Raw genomic sequence first — 16,926 nt, forward strand, 5'->3', positions numbered from 1 at the left:
GAGCGGCCCGAGGCTGTCGGTGGACCGAGGGGAGCACATCATGGACCTGGCGCTCCTGGCGTCGGTCGGCGGGTTCTTCGCGCTGCGGGCCACCCCGGTCCCGGGCGGGGGACACCAGCCGCTGGAGCGGCTGTACGCGGGTGCGAACGCCCCGCTGACCGCCCGGGTCGACAAGGTCGCGGCGCGCCTCGCGGCGCCCGAGCGCAGGGTCGCCGCCTCCATCGCCCACCTCGGACTGGCCGCCCGGCTCTGGTCCCTCGCGCTGGGCCCGGCCGCGCTCCTCGGGCGCGTACCCGACCTGGGGCCCGGCCTCCTGCACTGGGACCCGTCGGCCACCTCGCCCGACGACCTGTGGCTCGCGGGGGCGGCGGAGCTGCCCGGCACGGCGGCCGTCATCCGCGAGCAGGTCCAGTACGGGCACCTGGTGCCGCTGGCCGAGGCGTTCCGGCGGGAGGGGAACATCTCCCCGCGGCTCCTGTGGGGCAACGCGGGGTCCGCGCTCGCCGGGGCCGTACGCGAACTCGTCGCGTTCGCGCGCGCCCAGGACCGGCCGGACGTGGCCGCGCGGGCGCGGGCGCTGGCGGCCGAACTGTTCGACGACGAGGCGCTGCGCTCCACCGGGGCGCCGCACGGCCCGGCGTTCCGGCGGCGCAGCTGCTGCCTGTACTGGCGCTGTCCCGGCGGCGGACTGTGCGGGGACTGCGTGTTCGACAGTGCGCCCGGATCGGCCGCGAAGGACCGGTAGCGGCCGGCCGGCCGGCCGGCACGGCCACGGCGACGCAGGGAACGCCGAGGCCCTCCGGCGTCGGGAACACCGGAGGGCCGTAAGAAAGGCGTCAAGAAACGTCAGGACGGCAGGACGGCGTCTATGGCGTCGTCGACCGACGGGAGCACCGGCAGGGCGCTGTCGAGGCCGATCATGTCGATCAGGCGTCGCATGAAGGGTGACGGGGCGGCCAGCCGCATCCGGCCGCCCAGCGCGGTGTGCCCCTGCAGGAGCACGTTCACCATCGTCGAGTCGGCGAAACCCACGCCGGAGAGCTCCACGACCACCGGACCGGCGCAGTCGTCGACCGCCGAGGCGAGTGCCTGCCCCAGGGGGCCGACGCTGTCGATGTCGAGGTCACCCGACACCGCGAGGACCAGAGCGCCCCGTTCCCTGCGGGTGACGATTCTGACGGCTCTGTCTTCGTTGGGCGATGAAAGCACGGAGGGCACCTCGGGCGGGTCGGGAGGGGGACGGGGAGGCATGCTGTCGGACAGGTCGGCCCCTGTTCCGTCCCTGGTCGCGGTGGGGTACGGGTGTAACGATAGAAGTAACAGTTGCCATTTGACAACATTCTCCATCGGGTAACAATCTGGTCCCTGACGGTTGCTCATGCCGCCGTCGCCGGCGGAGTGCCGAGGGATGCGGAAGCAGGAGCTGGATGAGGCTAGGCGCTGTCGGCGACATCATCGCGGAGGGAAGGGGCGGTCGTGCCCCCGGTGGGGGAGAGGCGCACCGAAGCGGCCGCGTGGAAGGCCGCGAGGCCCTCCGAGAGCGCGGCGAGCGCGGCGGGGTCCATCCGCTCCAGCACCGTGTTCAGTTCACGGGCGCGCAGAGCCCGGTACTCTTCGAGAAGGGCCCGTCCGCGCAGGCTCAGCCGCAGTTCCACCTCGCGTCGGCTGGTCGGGCTGGGGGCCCGCTTGACGAGCCCCATCGCCTCCATGCGGTCGCAGAGCCGACTGACGGACGGGGGCCGCGAGCCCAGGGCCTCGCCCAGCGCCCGCAGGTTCGTTCCCTCGTGCTTCTCGATCACGAGGAGGGCCCGGAGCTGCGACGGCGACACGGTTCCCGAAGCGGCGGATTCCTGGCCCCGGCCCCAGAGCACCTCCAGAAGCTCCGAGGCGGCGACGGCGTCGGCGGACGCCTGATTGCGGCTGCTCGGGCGGAATCCTCGGTGGGGCATCCACCCACTCTGTCATTCGCCGGGCCCGCTTGTCAGCCCGGCTTCGGCCCCTACCACGTCGCAGGACGAAGAATGTGCGTGAGACCGTGAACAGAAGAACGGACATCGAGGCCGCTGTGAGGGCCGCCCCGCCGCACGCCTTGCTGGCCGCCCTGCGCACCGCGCTCATCAGCGTCTACGGGGCGCTCGCGGTGGACCTCTACCTGGCCGACTACGGTCTGCGGGTCCTGAAGTCCCTGGACCGGCCCGACGACGAGCCCCTCTCGCTCGACAACAGTCCCGAGGGCCGGGCCTTCGGCAGCCAGGAGGCCCGCGAACAGCAGGTCCGCCACGACGACGCCGTCGACCACCTCCTGCCCGTGACGGTCCGGGGCGAACGCCTGGGCATCCTCACCGTCCGACTGCCCCAGCCCCTCTCCACCCCGGGGGTGGCCCTCGATCTGGCGCACGCGGCCGACCTGCTGGGCCACGAGATCCTGGTCGCCGAGCGGGACACCGACCTGTACCAGCGCGCCCGGCGCACCAGCCGCCTCACCCTCGCCGCCGAGATGCAGTGGCAGCTGCTGCCCGCCCGCGCCTGCACCGCCGCCGAGTTCGCGATCGGGGCCCAGTTGGAGCCCGCGTACGCCATACACGGCGACAACTTCGACTGGGCCGCCGACGCCGACGAGCTGACCGTCGCGGTGACCAACGGCATGGGCGAGGGCATACAGGCGTCGCTCCTCACCAACCTCGCCGTCAACGCCCTGCGCAACGCCCGCCGGGCCGGCATCGGCATCGCGGACCAGGCCGCCCTCGCCGACCAGGCCATCTACGACCAGCACCGGGGCGCCTCCCACGTCTCCACCCTCCTGCTCCGCTTCGAGCTGGCGACCGGGAAGGTCGGTGTCGTCGACGCCGGATCGCCGCAGCTGTGGATGCAGCGCGGCCGCCTGGTCCGGCGGCTCGAACTGGACGCCCAGTTGCCGCTCGGCATGTTCGAGGAGTCGCAGTACGCGGTCCAGGAGTTCCACGTGGAGCCCGGCGACCGCCTGATGCTGTTCAGTGACGGCGTCTACGACGCGGTGTCCCCGCAGGGCGAGGCGTACGGGGAGCGCATGCTGGCGCGCTCCATCCAGTCGACCCGGCTCCTCCCGGCCGCCACCGCCCCGCGCGCCGTGCTCGCCGACCTGGCGGCGTACCGCGGCACCGAGACGCTCGACGACGCGCTCGTGCTCTGCCTGGACTGGTTCGGCAGACAGCGGGACTGAGGGGAAGGGGCCGCACGACCGGGGCCGCGGGACTCAGGTGCTGAGCTGGAACTCCGCCCGGATCCGCTTGCCCACCGGCACCCGCTCGGCCGTGAGCCGGTCGCACAGGGCCACCACGATCTCCATGCCGTGGCCGCCGAGGCGCGAGGGGTCGGGGGCGTACAGGACGGGCATCGCGGTGCTGCTGTCGTACACCGTGACGCTGATCAGCCGCGCGTTGCCCTCCAGCTCCAGCAGGTAGGGGCCGTGGCTGTAGCGGTCCGCGTTGGTGACCAGTTCGCTGACGGCCAGCATCAGGTCGCTGCGCGTGCGCTCGCCGATCGGGGCCGCGCACTCCTCCACGAGGCGCGTGAGGAAGGCGTCGGCGAGTGCGCGGGCCATCGCGATGCAGCCCGGCTCGCCGTCGAAGACCTCGGCGCTGAGCAGTACCTCGGCGGAAGCCAGCCCCTGATCCGGATCTTCCGGTGGGGAGGTGACCTGTTCGTTCATGTGCTCCAGCCAAGGCGCCGCAGTGAGGTCGGAAACCTTTTCCGACATTCGTCTACCCGGGGCGACGAGTCCCACTCCGAGGGAATCGTCGCTGATCCTACTTACGACCCGGCAACCGCACCACGGTCACGAAGAACTCGTCGATCTGGCGCACCGCCGCGATGAACTGGTCGAGGTCCACCGGCTTCGTCACGTACGCGTTGGCGTGGAGCTTGTAGCTGCGCAGGATGTCCTCCTCCGCCGAGGACGTGGTGAGCACGACGACGGGGATGAGGGAGAGCTCGGGGTCGCCCTTGATCTGCTCCAGCACCTGCCGACCGTCGTACTTGGGCAGGTTCAGGTCCAGGAGCACCAGGTCGGGACGGGGCGCGTCGCCGTACTCGCCTCGCCGGTAGAGGAAGTCCAGCGCCTCCTGCCCGTCGCGCACGACGTGCAGGGTGTTGCGGATCTTGTTGTCCTCGAACGCCTCGCGGGTCATCAGCTCGTCCCCCGGGTCGTCCTCCACGAGCAGGACCTCGATGGGCTGTACCGGCGTGTTCACGAAGGGGCTCCCGACTTGCTGGTGGGCGTGGCGGCAGCGAGCAGCTCCGCCGTGGTGTGGGTGGGCGCGGCGGACGCCACGGGCAGGGTGAAGTGGATACGGGTGCCCTCGGCCGGTTCCTGCTCCAGCCAGATCCGGCCGCCGTGGAACTCGATGATCTTCCGGCAGAGCGCGAGGCCGATGCCCGTCCCGTCGTACTCGTCACGGCCGTGCAGCCGCTGGAAGATCACGAACACCTTGTCCGCGAACTCGGGCGCGATGCCGATCCCGTTGTCCGACACGGTCAGGTGCCAGAAGTCGTCCTCGTGCACGCACTCCACGCTGATCCGGGGCGCACGGTCGGGGTGGCGGAACTTCACCGCGTTGCCGATGAGGTTCTGCCAGACCATGGCGAGAGCCGTGGAGTCCCCGACCAGCTCCGGCAGCTCCTCGGGCCGTTCGACGACCGCGCCCGACTCCTCGACCGCCGTCGCCAGATTGCCCAGGGCGCGGTCGAGCGACCGGCCCAGGTCGACCGGCTTCCAGCCGTCGTGGACCCGGCCCACCCGGGAGAAGGTCAGCAGGTCGTTGATGAGCACCTGCATGCGCTTCGCGCCGTCCACCGCGAACGCGATGTACTGCTTCCCCCGGTCGTCCACCTCGGTGCCGTAGCGCTTCTCCAGCAACTGGCAGAACGAGGCGACCTTGCGCAGCGGTTCCTGGAGGTCGTGGGAGGCGACGTACGCGAACTGCTCCAGCTCGGAGTTGGAGCGGCGCAGCTCCTGCGTCTGGCCCGCGAGCAGCTCCTCGCGCTTCTGGGCGTCCGCCAGCTCGTCCGAGAGCCGCCGGCGCATGTTCTCCACCGCCCCGGCCACGGCCTGGACGTCGGACGGGCCCTCGATCTCGATCCGGCGGTCGAAGGTGCCCGAGCTGACCGCGTCGGAGGCGGCCCGCAGCCGGTTCAGCGGCACGCCCACCACCCGGTGGAGCAGCACGCTGAGCGCCACGATCGTCAGCACGAGAACGGCGAGCAGGATGCCCACCACCCAGTCGCGGGTGGTGCGCGCCGCGTCCAGATCGGCCCGCGCCCGGTCACGGGCCTCCGCCAGGTGCTTCTGCTGTGCGGTGTACGCGCGCCGCAGGCCGTCGAACTCCGTCTTGCTGCTCTGGAGCTGCGCGGTGGTGCCCGAGCGGCTGGGGCCGCTCTCCCGGACCGCCGCGATCAGCGGCTCCGCCTTGTTCTGCCGCCACCGGCCCGCGGCCGCCTCGACCGCGTCCAGGTCGGCCCGCAGCCGCTCGTCGTCGCCGACCAGCTTCCGCGCCTGCGCCAGCCGCTCGCCCTCCGCGCTCCTGCCGCTCCGGTAGGGCTCCAGGAAGGACCTGTCGCCGGTCAGGGCGAAACCCCTGACGCCGGTCTCCTGGTCGAGCAGGGCGTTCTGCAGCTGGAAGGAGACCGAGCGGGCCGGCTGGATACGGTCCACCAGCTCGTCGGTGCGTTGCGACATCCGGGAGAGCACCAGACCGCCGACCACCAGACAGGCGCAGACGACCACGACGAATCCGCCGAGGATCAGATGGACCCAGGACTGCACCGAGAGCCGGGCGGCGAGGCCCTGCTCCGGTATGCCCTGCGCGCTGTCAGTGCTCATCGTGTTCCGATCCCCAACCCAAGTGCAGTACGGCCACGTCGTCCGCGAGGCCGCCGTAGGGGGCGGCTCCCTCGGCGGCTCCCGCCACCAGGGCGTCGACGAACGCGTGCGCCGGAAGATGTCCGTTGTCCTGTGCCATCGCGAGGAGCCCCTCCTCGCCGAGGCGGCTGTCCGGCCCGTCGCGCCCCTCGAACAGGCCGTCCGTGAAGAGCACCACGCCCGCGCCCGGGGCCAGCGGGATGTCCACGGTCGGCCAGCGGCCCATGCCGGGCAGCAGCCCGAGCGCCATGCCGCCCTCGGGCTCCACCCAGGTCACGTCGCCGCCCTGGCGCAGCAGCAGGCCGGGGTGGCCCGCGCGCAGGATCTGGGCGTGCCGCTGGTCGGGCGAGAAGACCAGGGAGGTGACGGTGGCGAACACGTGGGCGTCCGAGCGCTCGGCGACGAGGATCTCCTCCAGCAGCGCGATCTGCTCGGTCTGGGACGTACCGCACAGGACGGCGGTACGCCAGGCCACCCGCAGGCAGACGCCGAGCGCGGCCTCGGCCGCGCCGTGCCCGGAGACATCGCCGATCACCGCGTGCACGGTGCCGTCCGAGGTCTGCACGACGTCGTAGAAGTCCCCGCTGAGGAGCCCGTGGACCCGTCCCGGCTCGTACCGGGCACGGGCGTGGAACCGGTTGTCCCGCAGCAGCGGGACGGGCAGCAGACCGCGCTCCAGGCGGGCGTTCTCCTGGGCGATCAGCCGGTTGGCGCGCAAGGCCGCCGCTGCCCGTTCCACTTCCTTGCGCTGGAGGGCGTAGCGGATCGCGCGCGAGAGGATCTCGGGGCCGAGACGCCCCTTGACCAGGTAGTCCTGGGCGCCGCCGGCGACCGCGCGGAGCCCGGTCCCCGAGTCCTCCAGGCCGGTCAGGACGACGATCGCGGCCTCGCTGTCCGACTCCAGGATCTGGCGCACCGCGTCCAGCCCGTGGACGTCGGGGAGGTGCAGATCGAGGAGCACGCAGACCGGCGTGGTGGAGGTGTGCAGGAAAGCGCGGGCCTCGGCCAGCGTCTTGCACCAGGTGAGGGAGGGGTCCAGCTCGCTGTCGGTGAGCATCTCCTCGACGAGCAGCGCGTCACCCGCGTCGTCCTCGACCAGCAGGATCGAGGCGTCGATGTTCCACAGCGGGGACTCGGGCCGGTGCGGTATGCCGACCTGCTCGGGGATGCCGGGGGTGCCCACAGGAACCGGTGATGTGCCCACGGGCGACTCGGTCAACCCTCCACCCTCTCGTGCGACGGCGCGGTGCGTCCGGCCTGATCGTCAGGAAGCATATGCGAGCGAAAGGCCCCGTCGGCGACGGGGCGTGGGGCGGACGGCACGAAACCGCCCGCCCCGAAGGGCGGGCGGCTGGAATCCGTGCCGAACCCGGAAGGTCCGTACGGTCTCACGCCTCGACGCACATTCCCTTGCGCAACTGCTGGACGATCCTGCTGAGCAGCCGCGACACGTGCATCTGGGAGACACCCAGCTCCGCACCGATCTGCGACTGCGTCATCTCCGCCCCGAACCGCATCTGCACGATCCGGCGCTCACGGTCGTCGAGCTGCTCCAGCAGCGGGGCCAGGGCGTGCAGGTTCTCCACGGCCTCCATGCCCGGGTCGGCCTCGCCCAGCACGTCGGCGTACGCACGCTGCTCCTGGCCCGAGTCGCTGTCGGCCGAGGGGGTGTCCAGCGAGCCGGCCGAGTAGCCGTTCGCGGCGACCAGGCCCTCGATGATCTCCTCCTCCGGGAGGTCGAGGTGGGCGGCCAGCTCCTTGACGGTCGGGTCGCGGTCGAGCTTCGCCGAGAGCTGCTCCTTCGCCTTGGCGAGGTCCACCCGCAGCTCCTGGAGGCGCCGCGGCACGTGCACCGACCAGGTGGTGTCGCGGAAGAACCGCTTGATCTCACCGACGATGTAGGGCACGGCGAAGGTGGCGAACTCGACCTCGCGCGACAGGTCGAACCGGTCGATGGCCTTGATCAGGCCGATCGTGCCGACCTGGATGATGTCCTCGGTGTCGTCGCCGCCCCGGTTGCGGAACCGGGAGGCCGCGAACCGCACCAGGGAGAGGTTCATCTCGATCAGGGTGTTCCGCGCGTACTGGTGCTCGTGCGTGCCCTCCTCCAGAACCTGGAGCTTGTCGAAGAAGATCTTCGACAGGGCCCGCGCGTCCTGGGGGGCGACCTTCCCGGCGTCCTCGACCCAGGGCAGCTCACCGGTGACGTCCGCGGCCCGCGCACCGATCCGGTCACCGCTCTGCGGCGTCGTCGTCCCGGCGGCCTGCACTGACATCGCCGTCATGGTGTCACCCTCCCTGCTACCCAATGTGTCGGACCGTCGCCTGCCCCGTCATCGCGGAGTCATTCCTGTCTTCTTCAGGTTTTCTTCGCGCTTTTTCCACGGACCCTCCCGGACGTCCCGCCCGCCGGGTCCGACAGGGCAGAGCCCCCCGTACACCGCTCGAACGGAGCAGTGGGCCGCGCATGGCAGACTTGATCGGGGTGTTTCGGCCTGCGGTGAACCACGACCCGCGGCGAGAAGATGACAGAGGAACGGCAATGACGGTGACAGAGGACGGCCCGGAGCTCGCTCCCGGCGTCGAGGAGTTCGGCCCCGGTATCGACCCGGAGCGGCTGGCCGTCTGCCTGAGCGTGCTCGACGAGCTCGACCGTATCGAGGTGGACCACCCGGACGCCATCCTGGTCCGCCGGGCCACCGCCGGGATCTACCGCACCGTGAAGCAGCGCCGCCGTCAGGAGCGCCGCGCCGCGAAGACCGCCCACGACCGGGCCGTCACCGAGGCCACGGCGACCGGGTCGGCCGAGCGCATCGACGACGAGACCCAGGGCGTGCTGCCCTCGTCCTCCGCCGAGGCCGAGATCGCGGGCATCCTCCAGCGCCCCCGCTCCTGCTACATCTGCAAGACGCGGTACGTCGAGGTCGACGCCTTCTACCACCAGCTCTGCCGGACGTGCGCCAAGGACAACCGCGACCGCCGCGACGCCCGCACCGACCTGACCGGACGACGGGCCCTGCTGACCGGCGGACGCGCGAAGATCGGCATGTACATCGCGCTGCGGCTGCTGCGCGACGGCGCGCACACCACGATCACCACCCGCTTCCCCAACGACGCGATCCGCCGCTTCAAGGCGATGGAGGACAGCGACGAGTGGATCCACCGGCTGAAGATCGTCGGCATCGACCTGCGCGACCCCGCCCAGGTCGTCGCGCTCGCCGACTCGGTCGCCGCCGAGGGGCCGCTGGACATCCTGATCAACAACGCCGCCCAGACCGTGCGCCGCTCCCCGGGCGCCTACAGCGAGCTGGTCAACGCCGAGTCGGCCCCGCTGCCCGCCGGTGAACTGCCCGCCGCCGAGGTCATCGGCACCTTCAACAGCGGCACGGTCGACCGGGTCGCCGCGCTGCCGAGCGCCCGGAAGGAGGGGCTGAGCGCCCAGGAGGTCACCGACCTCGCCCTGGTCACCGGTTCCGCCTCCCCGGCCCGGATCGCCGCGGGCACCGCGATCGACGCGGGCGGCCTCGTCCCCGACCTGCACGACACCAACAGCTGGATCCAGACGGTCGAGGAGGTCGAGCCGATCGAGCTGCTGGAGGTCCAGCTCTGCAACTCCACCGCGCCGTTCATCCTCATCAGCCGGCTGCGTCCCGCGATGGCGGCGACGGCCGCGAAGCACGCGTACGTCGTCAACGTCTCCGCGATGGAGGGCGTCTTCAGCCGCGGCTACAAGGGTGCGGGCCACCCGCACACCAACATGGCCAAGGCCGCGCTCAACATGCTGACCCGCACCAGCGCCCAGGAGATGTTCGAGAAGGACGGCATCCTGATGACGGCCGTGGACACCGGCTGGATCACCGACGAGCGGCCGCACCCGGACAAGATGCGCCTCGCCGAGGAGGGCTTCCACGCCCCCCTCGACCTGGTCGACGGCGCGGCCCGGGTCTACGACCCGATCGTGCGCGGCGAGAGCGGCGAGGCCCTGTACGGCTGCTTCCTCAAGGACTACGCCCCCGCGAACTGGTAGCCCGAACGGCTCAACCTCCCGTCCGCCTCCGCGCGGCGGCCCGGAAACCCGGCCCAGGATGAATCCAGGGCCGGGTTTCCGCTGTATCGGTGGCCGAAAGTGACCCACTGCACACGTTCTATCGAGCGTGGCGGCGCTCATTTGGTTACGCTGAGGCGAACGGACGCCATCCAGGGGCCCACGAAGGCTCCTCGACCGTCCTGGGACACGATCGGTAACCCGATCGCTGTTCCGCCCTCAACCGGCGCCACCGCGACCGACATATCACCATCCCTGCCCCGCTCGGGGGCGGTCGCGCTCCGGCATCGGTGCCGGAGCGTCGGCGACGCCCCGAGTGACGCGACACAGAGGAGTGCGCGGTGACGACACCGGAACTGACCGAGCGCGAGATGCGCCCCGCCGAACGGACCCACGGACGGCCCGGCCGCCCCGAGAAGCTGCGGAACATCGAGGTCTGGGCCCGGTCCGCCCCGATCCGGCTCGCCGGATACGAGGACGACCTCGCCGAGCCGCACATCCTGCCCGGCATCGACTGATCCGCCGGGATCGCCTCAGGCGCCGGACCCGTCGGCCCCGGCCGGCCGGTCAGCGCCTTCCGCGGCCCGTCTCCCCGTCCCTCCGCTCAGGCGGCAGAGGCCGGGAGACGGGCCGCAGGAACTCCCGGACACAGGTCCGGTGCCACCAGCGGCCGGTGGCCCGCAGCTCCCGGAGCCCGGTGAACCGGTAGTGGAACACCCGGGCGCGCACCCGACGGGGCGGTTCGTCCGGGAAGGGATTGTGCCCGAGCAGCCGGAGCGTGTCCCGGTCGCCCGCCAGCAGCCGTTCGGCGAACGCCCCGAACCAGGGCCGGGCGTAAGCGGGGGAGAGCGCGGCGAACCACATCATCCAGTCGAGCCGCAGGTGGTACGGGGCGAAGGGGCGCGGCATCCGGCGCGGATCGCCCGGCTTGCCCTTGAAGCCGTACTCCCGCCACTCGGCGTCCTCCCGATCCGCCGGGTCGGCGCTCCCCTCGACCACGATCTCCAGCCGCATCCGGCTGATCGAGCCGAACGCCCCGTAGGTGTTGACCAGGTGCAGGGGGTCGTAGGACCGGTTCATCGCCTGCCGCCGGGAGAGCAGGTTGAGTGCCGGGCGGTAGCTGAGCACCAGGACCAGCAGGGTGACGGCGACGACCACCACGACGTACCAGAGCGGCGGCTCCGCCCGGACCGGTGGCGGCCCGGTGAGGAAGGACCAGTCGATCGCGGAGAGCGCGAGCGCGATGGTGAGCCAGTTCAGCCAGGCGAAGTTCCCCGACAGAACGAGCCAGAGCTGGGTGAGGACCATCAGGCCGGCCGCCGCGCCCGCCACCGGTTGCGGGGTGAACAGGAGGAAGGGCACCAGCAGCTGGGTGACGTTGTTGGCCGCCGCCTCCACCCGGTGCACCGGCCGGGGCAGGTGGTGGAAGAACCAGCTCAGCGGTCCGGGCATCGGCTGGGTCTCGTGGTGGAAGTCCAGGCACGTCAGCCTCCGCCAGCACGCGTCCCCGCGGATCTTGATGAGCCCCGCGCCGAACTCCACGCGGAACAGCAGCCACCGCAGCAGCCACAGCACCAGGACCGGAGCGCCCGTGTCGCCGGTGCCCAGGAAGACGGCCAGGAAGCCCGTCTCCAGCAGCAGCGACTCCCAGCCGAACCCGTACCAGACCTGGCCCACCTGGACGATCGACAGGTACAGCACCCACGGCAGCGCCCAGAGCAGCATGCCGCCCCACAGCGGCAGCAGGCCGTCCACCCCGGCGAGAAGGGCGAGCGAGAGGGCGCAACCGATCCAGGCGACGGTCGCGAAGAGACGGTTTGAGTAGTGCAGCCGGAACAGCCCCGGTGCTGCCCGCCACGAGGTGCGCCGCAGCAGTTCGGGCACGGGCGTCATGCCGCGCTCGCCGATCAGCGCCCGGAACTGGAGGGCGGCGGAGAGGAAGGCGGCCAGATAGACCACGGCCAGTGCCCGCTGGAAGACCAGCCGGCTCAGCCAGTAGCCGTCCGCGGTGAACCAGTCCATCCCCGCCAGTATCGGCCAGGAGCCGGCCGGTGACCCTTCCGCGCGGCGCCGGGGCGCGTCAGGGCGCTCCCGGCGGCTCGTGACCGGGTCCGCCGGACGCACCCCGCCCGCCGGCGACGAGCCGGCGCAGCGTGCGGCCGAGCCGTCGGGCGTACCAGCGCTGGACGTGCGGTACCAGCGGTCCGGCGAGCCGGGTGTACCAGGCGGCGGGGCGCGAGAACGCCAGCACCGTGAACCACACGGTCCCGTCGTCCGCCAGCTCCACCACGAAGCACTCCTCGCCGCGCTCCGGATGCCCGGCCAGGGTGCCGTAGGCGAACCCGGTGCGGCCCTCCTCCCCGTACGCCGTCCAGACCACCTCGCACGGGGCGGTGAAGCGCAGCGGGCCCAGGCCGAGGGAGACCCGGACGTCTCCGCCGGGCTCCGCGCGCCGCGCCGACGCCTCCACCCCGGCTCCCGAGGCCCGGTGCATCCGCCACTCGGTGATCGCCGCTCCGGCGGCGGCGAGGTCCGCCTCGCCGCGGCCGACCGGGGCGCGGTGGTGGAGGTGGTGGTAGCCCCGGGGGAGCGGGCCGTGCCGGGTCGCGCCGGTCTCCGGGTAGGTGAAGGTGCTCATGCGGTCCTGCCTTCGGTGAGGGTACGGGGGCCGGCGAGGGCTTCCGTACGGGCGGGGGTGCGGGTGCGCAGGCGCCGCCAGGCCAGCAGCGAGCAGAGCGCGAAGCCCAGCGCGTTGCCGAGGCCGTGGGTGGCGGCCATCCAGGTCAAGGAGGGGTGGGGCAGTCCGGTCGCCTCGCCGACCGCCCAGCTCAGCGCCAGCAGCATCGTGGCCACCAGGACGGCGGCGGAGGCGAGCAGCAGGTACCGGGTCGTCCGGTCCCGGCCCGCGGCGCGGCCCAGGCGCCAGGTCAGCAGCCCCACCGTCCACATCCCGGCGGTGAGGACGACCGCTCCCACGAGTTCGGCCCAGTCGCCGATGAAGTAGCCGGCCAGGACGAGCAGGGTGCCCAGGGGCACGCTCAGGGCGGCGAACCGGCCCGCCGGACCGTCGGAGACCCGGCAGACCAGGCCCGCGATCAGCGCGGCGGCGAATCCGGCGAAGTGGAAGTGCGGCACGGTCAGCGCCAGGATCCCGAGGTCGAAGCCGAACAGCTGGTGGCCCGAGCGCTCGGCCACCAGCGCGGTCGCGGCGACGGCCGGGGTGACCAGGGCGGTGAGGAGGGCGATTCCGGCCGGGCCGAGATCCCGCCCTCGGGCCGCCCGCCGTGGCGCGTACAGCGCGAGCAGGACGGTGCCCAGCGCGTAGCAGCACGCGAGAGCCGTGGCCGGCCCGCCGCGCGGCAGCCAGAGGGCGATCGCGCCGGGCACGGCGAACAGGGGCCAGAGCCGGCGTATCCGGTCCAGCTCGCGCAGCTCGGTCAGCCGGAGCCCCGCCGGGACCACGACGAGCATGCCCAGCATGACGATGACGTTGACCAGGACGGACACGGCTGACCCCCACGACTCCGCGAATTGAACGCGTTCAAGTTCTGAGGTGAGAGTAGAGGGTTTCTTGAACGCGTTCAAGGCGGGGTGCCGGGCAGTCGTCGGCTTGCGGGTCCGTGCGCGGTGCGGCACAGATGGTGACGACACCATCCGTTTTCCGGAGACAGGCAGGAGAGCTCTGTGCGCTCACCCAGACGTATCCGGCGGACCGCGCTCGCCGCGCTGTCCGCCGGAGTGCTGCTCGCCGTCGCGGGCTGCGCCGAAGGCGGCGACCGGACGGCGAAGGGCACCACGGGCACGGCGGAGGCCAAGGACGTCCTCCTCCAGCCGCTCGCCTCCCCCGGCCCCGGACCGTTCACCGCGTCCACGGCTCGGGCGCCGGCCTCTCCGGCCCCCTCCGCCACCCCGGACTCCGCCCCGCCCTCCGCCACCCGTACGGTCCACCGGGTCTCGGGCGCCGCTCCGGGGCTCTACAGCGGCAGCCGCTCCGTCGCCGCCTGCGACGTCGAGCGGCAGACGCGTCTGCTCGCCGACGACAAGGGCAAGGGGCGCGCCTTCGCCGAGGCGTCCGACATCGAGGCCGTCCAGATCCCGGGCTACCTGAAGTCGCTCACCCCGGTCGTCCTCAGCGTCGACACCCAGGTCACCAACCACGGCTACGGCGGCGGATCGGCCACCGCCTTCCAGGCCGTGCTCCAGGCGGGCACCGCCGTCCTGGTCGACGGCCGGGGAATGCCCCGCGTCCGGTGCGCCTGCGGCAACCCGCTGAAGCCGGCCGGGACGGCGGACGGGAAGGCCGCCCACCGGGGCGAACGCTGGCCCGGCTACGACCCCGCCCGCGTCGCGGCCGTCGATCCCGGCCCGCGGGCGGCCACCAGCCTGATCATCGCCGACACCGACGACAACACCTGGATCCAGCGGACCGTGGGCGACAGCGGCGGCCGCGACCGCACCCCGGACGACCCGCCGCCGTTCGAGCCCGACGCCGAACTGCTCTTCCCCTCGCCCGGCCGCCCCACCGAATCCGCGCCTGCGGAACCCACCCCGTCCGACCCCTCGGCGCCTCGGGAGCCCACGGACCCCGGCCCCGGAGAGCCGTCCGACGACTCCGGCGACCCGCCGCCCGGCGATCCGTGGGAGTTCGAGGAGGGCGTACCGGACGTCGCGCCCGAGCCGACCCAGGTCTTCCCCGCCGAACCGGACGAGCCCGCCGCCCCCGACGAGGAGCCCATGGAAGCGGGCCTCGGCGACGGCTTCACCGGCTGAGCGGACCGTACGAAACCTGACCCCGGTATGGCGGCCCGCACCACCGGCCGCCGTACCGGGGCACGGCGGCATCGGACCGGAGGCGGACGGCGCCGGACGAGAAGAATCCGACAGATGGTGGAAGAGTGGCCGACATGGATGATCGGGCAGCGGGCGCCCTGTCGCTCCCCGACGACTGGCCCGCCCACCCGGACCTCAGCCTCGCCCTGAACCGTATGGGCAGCTTCGACTGGGACCTCGACACCGGCCTCATGCACATGGACCGGCCCGCCCTCGACGTGTTCGACCTGACCCCGGACGAATACGACGACCGGCCGGCCTCGCTCGCCCCGCGCGTGCCCACGGACGAGGCGCAGCGCCTGGACGGGCTCGTCTCGCACGCCCTCAAGAGCGGCCGGGTGAACTACGGCGCGTACTTCCGGGTCCAGCGGCGCGACGGCACCCTGCGCTGGACCCACACCCAGGGGTTCGTCCGCCGCGACGAGACCGGCCGGCCGCGCCGCATCATCGGAATCGTCCGCGACGCCACCCAGGAACTGGCCGACTCCACCGCCCGGCACGAACTGGACGAGGAGCGCCGCCGGCGCACCAGCCTGGTCGAGGGCACCACCGCCGCGCTCGCCCACGCCCGTACCGTCAAGGACGTCATCGCCGTCCTCAAGAACTCCCAGGGGCTCGCCCACCTCGGGGCCACCAGCCTCGTCATGGGCCTGCTGGAGTCCGGCCGCATCCACCTCGTGGCCGACGGCCCGGAGGCCGCGCACGTCCCCGGCACCCGGTACACCCGGGTGGACGAGCAGTACCCGATGAGCGAGGTGGTCCGCACGCTGGCCCCCCGCTTCATCGAGTCCGCCGAGGAGTTCGCCGCCTCCTACCCGATCCTGTGGCCCGGCATCAGCCGCCTCGGGATCACCTCCGCCGCCTACATGCCGCTGATCGCCCAGGCCCGCCCGATCGGCGCGCTCGGCCTCCTCTACAGCGACAAGGCCGGCTTCACCGCCGACGAACGCAACCTCCTGATGGCGCTCGGCACCTCGATCGCCCAGAGTCTCCAGCGCGCCATGCTCTACGAACAGGAGCACGACCTCGCCGAGGGGCTCCAGCAGGCGATGCTCCCGCGCCGGATCCCCGCCGTGCCCGGCGCACAGGTCGCCGTCCGCTACCGCTCCGCCCGCCTCGGCCGGGACATCGGCGGCGACTGGTACGACCTGATCCCGCTGCCCGGCGGCCGTGTCGGCGCCGTCATCGGGGACGTGCAGGGGCACGACACGCACGCCGCCGCCGTCATGGGACAGCTGCGGATCGTCCTGCGCGCGTACGCCGCCGAGGGGCACAGCCCCGCCACGGTGATGGCCCGCGCCTCCGTCTTCCTCCACGAACTGGACACCGACCGCTTCGCCACCTGCACCTACGCCGAGGCCGACCTCACCACCGGGGTCGTGCAGGTGGTCCGCGCCGGCCATGTCGACCCGGTGGTGCGGGACGTGGACGGCGCCTGCCGCAGGGTGGTGGCCGAGGGCGGGCTGCCCCTGGGCCTCTCGGCGGAGTTCGGGCGGCTGGAGTACCCGGTCGCGACGGTGGAACTCGACCCGGGCCAGACGATGATCCTGTTCACCGACGGACTCGTCGAACTCCCGGGCTCCGACCTCGACGAGGGCATGCAGCGGCTCACCGCACTCGTCGCGGACGGCCCGCGGGACCTGCAGGAGCTGGCCGACCTGCTCTGCGACGCCGTCGACGGCCACGGCGGCCAGGACGACGTCGCGGTCCTGCTGTTGCGCCGCCGCGCCGCCCACGCCCCGCAGTCGGGCGGCCGGCTCCAGCAGCACGTCGCCCAGAACGACCCCGCGGCGCTGAGCTCGGCCCGGCACATGATCCGGGCCGCGGTGCGGGCCTGGGGCGCGAAGGACCGGGCCGACGAGATCGAGCTCGCGGCCGACGAGCTGACCACCAACGCGCTCATGCACACCGACGGCGGTGCGATCGTCACGGTCCGGGTCCTCACCGGAGCCGAGCGGCGGCTGCGCGTGGACGTCGAGGACCGCTCCAGCGCGCTGCCCCGGCGCCGCGACGCGGGCGAGGACGGGGTGTCGGGGCGCGGCCTGATGCTGGTGGACCGGCTGGCCGACGCCTGGGGCGTGGAGTCGCGCGGCAGCGGCAAGTGCGTGTGGTGCGAGTTCCTCATCCCGGCGCGCTGAGCCCGGTCCGGCGAGCG

Annotated in this window: 16 protein-coding genes; 6 read left to right on the plus strand and 10 right to left on the minus strand. The window is 72.6% G+C overall.

Annotation, left to right across the window (positions count from 1 at the left end):
* The first annotated feature begins 40 nt into the window (after nucleotides 1–40).
* Complete coding sequence (locus tag IF19_RS0104690) at nucleotides 41–745, plus strand: (2Fe-2S)-binding protein (protein WP_030275990.1); 705 nt, start codon at nucleotides 41–43, stop codon at nucleotides 743–745.
* Between the two features lie 101 nt (nucleotides 746–846).
* On the opposite strand, the gene IF19_RS0104695 is transcribed toward IF19_RS0104690, so the two are convergent.
* Complete coding sequence (locus IF19_RS0104695) at nucleotides 847–1,209, minus strand: STAS domain-containing protein (protein ID WP_078580458.1); 363 nt, start codon at nucleotides 1,207–1,209, stop codon at nucleotides 847–849.
* 224 nt (nucleotides 1,210–1,433) lie between these two features.
* Nucleotides 1,434–1,949, minus strand: a complete 516-nt coding sequence (locus IF19_RS0104700; protein ID WP_030118198.1) for a MarR family winged helix-turn-helix transcriptional regulator — start codon at nucleotides 1,947–1,949, stop codon at nucleotides 1,434–1,436.
* An 86-nt stretch (nucleotides 1,950–2,035) separates the two neighbouring features.
* Here IF19_RS0104700 and IF19_RS0104705 point away from each other — a divergent pair, with 86 nt between their 5' ends.
* Nucleotides 2,036–3,199: a PP2C family protein-serine/threonine phosphatase gene (locus tag IF19_RS0104705; RefSeq protein ID WP_030118199.1), complete on the plus strand. Its 1,164-nt coding sequence runs from the start codon at nucleotides 2,036–2,038 to the stop codon at nucleotides 3,197–3,199.
* A gap of 33 nt (nucleotides 3,200–3,232) precedes the next feature.
* On the opposite strand, the gene IF19_RS0104710 is transcribed toward IF19_RS0104705, so the two are convergent.
* From IF19_RS0104710 to IF19_RS0104730, 5 genes are all read right to left on the minus strand, one after another.
* Nucleotides 3,233–3,688, minus strand: coding sequence for an ATP-binding protein (locus tag IF19_RS0104710; protein WP_030118200.1), 456 nt, complete (start codon nucleotides 3,686–3,688; stop codon nucleotides 3,233–3,235).
* Nucleotides 3,689–3,785: 97 nt separating this feature from the next.
* Nucleotides 3,786–4,229: a response regulator gene (locus tag IF19_RS0104715; protein WP_030118201.1), complete on the minus strand. Its 444-nt coding sequence runs from the start codon at nucleotides 4,227–4,229 to the stop codon at nucleotides 3,786–3,788.
* Nucleotides 4,226–5,857, minus strand: coding sequence for a sensor histidine kinase (locus IF19_RS0104720; protein ID WP_030275993.1), 1,632 nt, complete (start codon nucleotides 5,855–5,857; stop codon nucleotides 4,226–4,228). Before IF19_RS0104720 ends, IF19_RS0104715 begins: the two co-directional genes overlap by 4 nt.
* The gene (locus IF19_RS0104725) at nucleotides 5,847–7,079 is read right to left on the minus strand and encodes a PP2C family protein-serine/threonine phosphatase (protein WP_030188212.1); all 1,233 of its coding nucleotides are present in this window, start codon (nucleotides 7,077–7,079) and stop codon (nucleotides 5,847–5,849) included. Before IF19_RS0104725 ends, IF19_RS0104720 begins: the two co-directional genes overlap by 11 nt.
* A gap of 205 nt (nucleotides 7,080–7,284) precedes the next feature.
* A complete protein-coding gene (locus tag IF19_RS0104730; protein WP_030118205.1) occupies nucleotides 7,285–8,181 on the minus strand; it encodes an RNA polymerase sigma factor SigF in 897 nt (298 codons plus the stop codon).
* A gap of 257 nt (nucleotides 8,182–8,438) precedes the next feature.
* On the opposite strand from IF19_RS0104730, the gene IF19_RS0104735 reads away from it, so the two are divergent.
* Both IF19_RS0104735 and IF19_RS1000000137565 read left to right on the plus strand, forming a co-directional pair.
* Nucleotides 8,439–9,923 carry an SDR family NAD(P)-dependent oxidoreductase gene (locus IF19_RS0104735; protein ID WP_030118206.1) on the plus strand — a complete coding sequence of 495 codons (1,485 nt, stop codon included), beginning with the start codon at nucleotides 8,439–8,441 and terminating at the stop codon, nucleotides 9,921–9,923.
* Between the two features lie 359 nt (nucleotides 9,924–10,282).
* Nucleotides 10,283–10,459: a hypothetical protein gene (locus IF19_RS1000000137565; RefSeq protein ID WP_156095448.1), complete on the plus strand. Its 177-nt coding sequence runs from the start codon at nucleotides 10,283–10,285 to the stop codon at nucleotides 10,457–10,459.
* A gap of 49 nt (nucleotides 10,460–10,508) precedes the next feature.
* Here IF19_RS1000000137565 and IF19_RS0104745 read toward each other — a convergent pair whose 3' ends face one another.
* Genes IF19_RS0104745 through IF19_RS0104755 form a run of 3 tightly spaced genes read right to left on the minus strand, consistent with a single transcriptional unit; the run spans nucleotide 10,509 to nucleotide 13,448 of the window.
* Nucleotides 10,509–11,963, minus strand: coding sequence for a lipase maturation factor family protein (locus tag IF19_RS0104745; RefSeq protein WP_030118207.1), 1,455 nt, complete (start codon nucleotides 11,961–11,963; stop codon nucleotides 10,509–10,511).
* A 58-nt stretch (nucleotides 11,964–12,021) separates the two neighbouring features.
* Nucleotides 12,022–12,579, minus strand: a complete 558-nt coding sequence (locus IF19_RS0104750; protein WP_050490715.1) for a DUF1990 domain-containing protein — start codon at nucleotides 12,577–12,579, stop codon at nucleotides 12,022–12,024.
* Complete coding sequence (locus tag IF19_RS0104755) at nucleotides 12,576–13,448, minus strand: YndJ family protein (RefSeq protein WP_030118209.1); 873 nt, start codon at nucleotides 13,446–13,448, stop codon at nucleotides 12,576–12,578. Before IF19_RS0104755 ends, IF19_RS0104750 begins: the two co-directional genes overlap by 4 nt.
* Before the next feature lie 177 nt (nucleotides 13,449–13,625).
* On the opposite strand from IF19_RS0104755, the gene IF19_RS0104760 reads away from it, so the two are divergent.
* A complete protein-coding gene (locus IF19_RS0104760; protein ID WP_030275995.1) occupies nucleotides 13,626–14,711 on the plus strand; it encodes a DUF6777 domain-containing protein in 1,086 nt (361 codons plus the stop codon).
* A gap of 134 nt (nucleotides 14,712–14,845) precedes the next feature.
* Nucleotides 14,846–16,909 carry a SpoIIE family protein phosphatase gene (locus IF19_RS0104765; RefSeq protein WP_030118211.1) on the plus strand — a complete coding sequence of 688 codons (2,064 nt, stop codon included), beginning with the start codon at nucleotides 14,846–14,848 and terminating at the stop codon, nucleotides 16,907–16,909.
* Nucleotides 16,910–16,926 lie beyond the last annotated feature (17 nt).

Source organism: Streptomyces californicus, assembly GCF_000717645.1.
Lineage (GTDB): Bacteria > Actinomycetota > Actinomycetes > Streptomycetales > Streptomycetaceae > Streptomyces > Streptomyces californicus.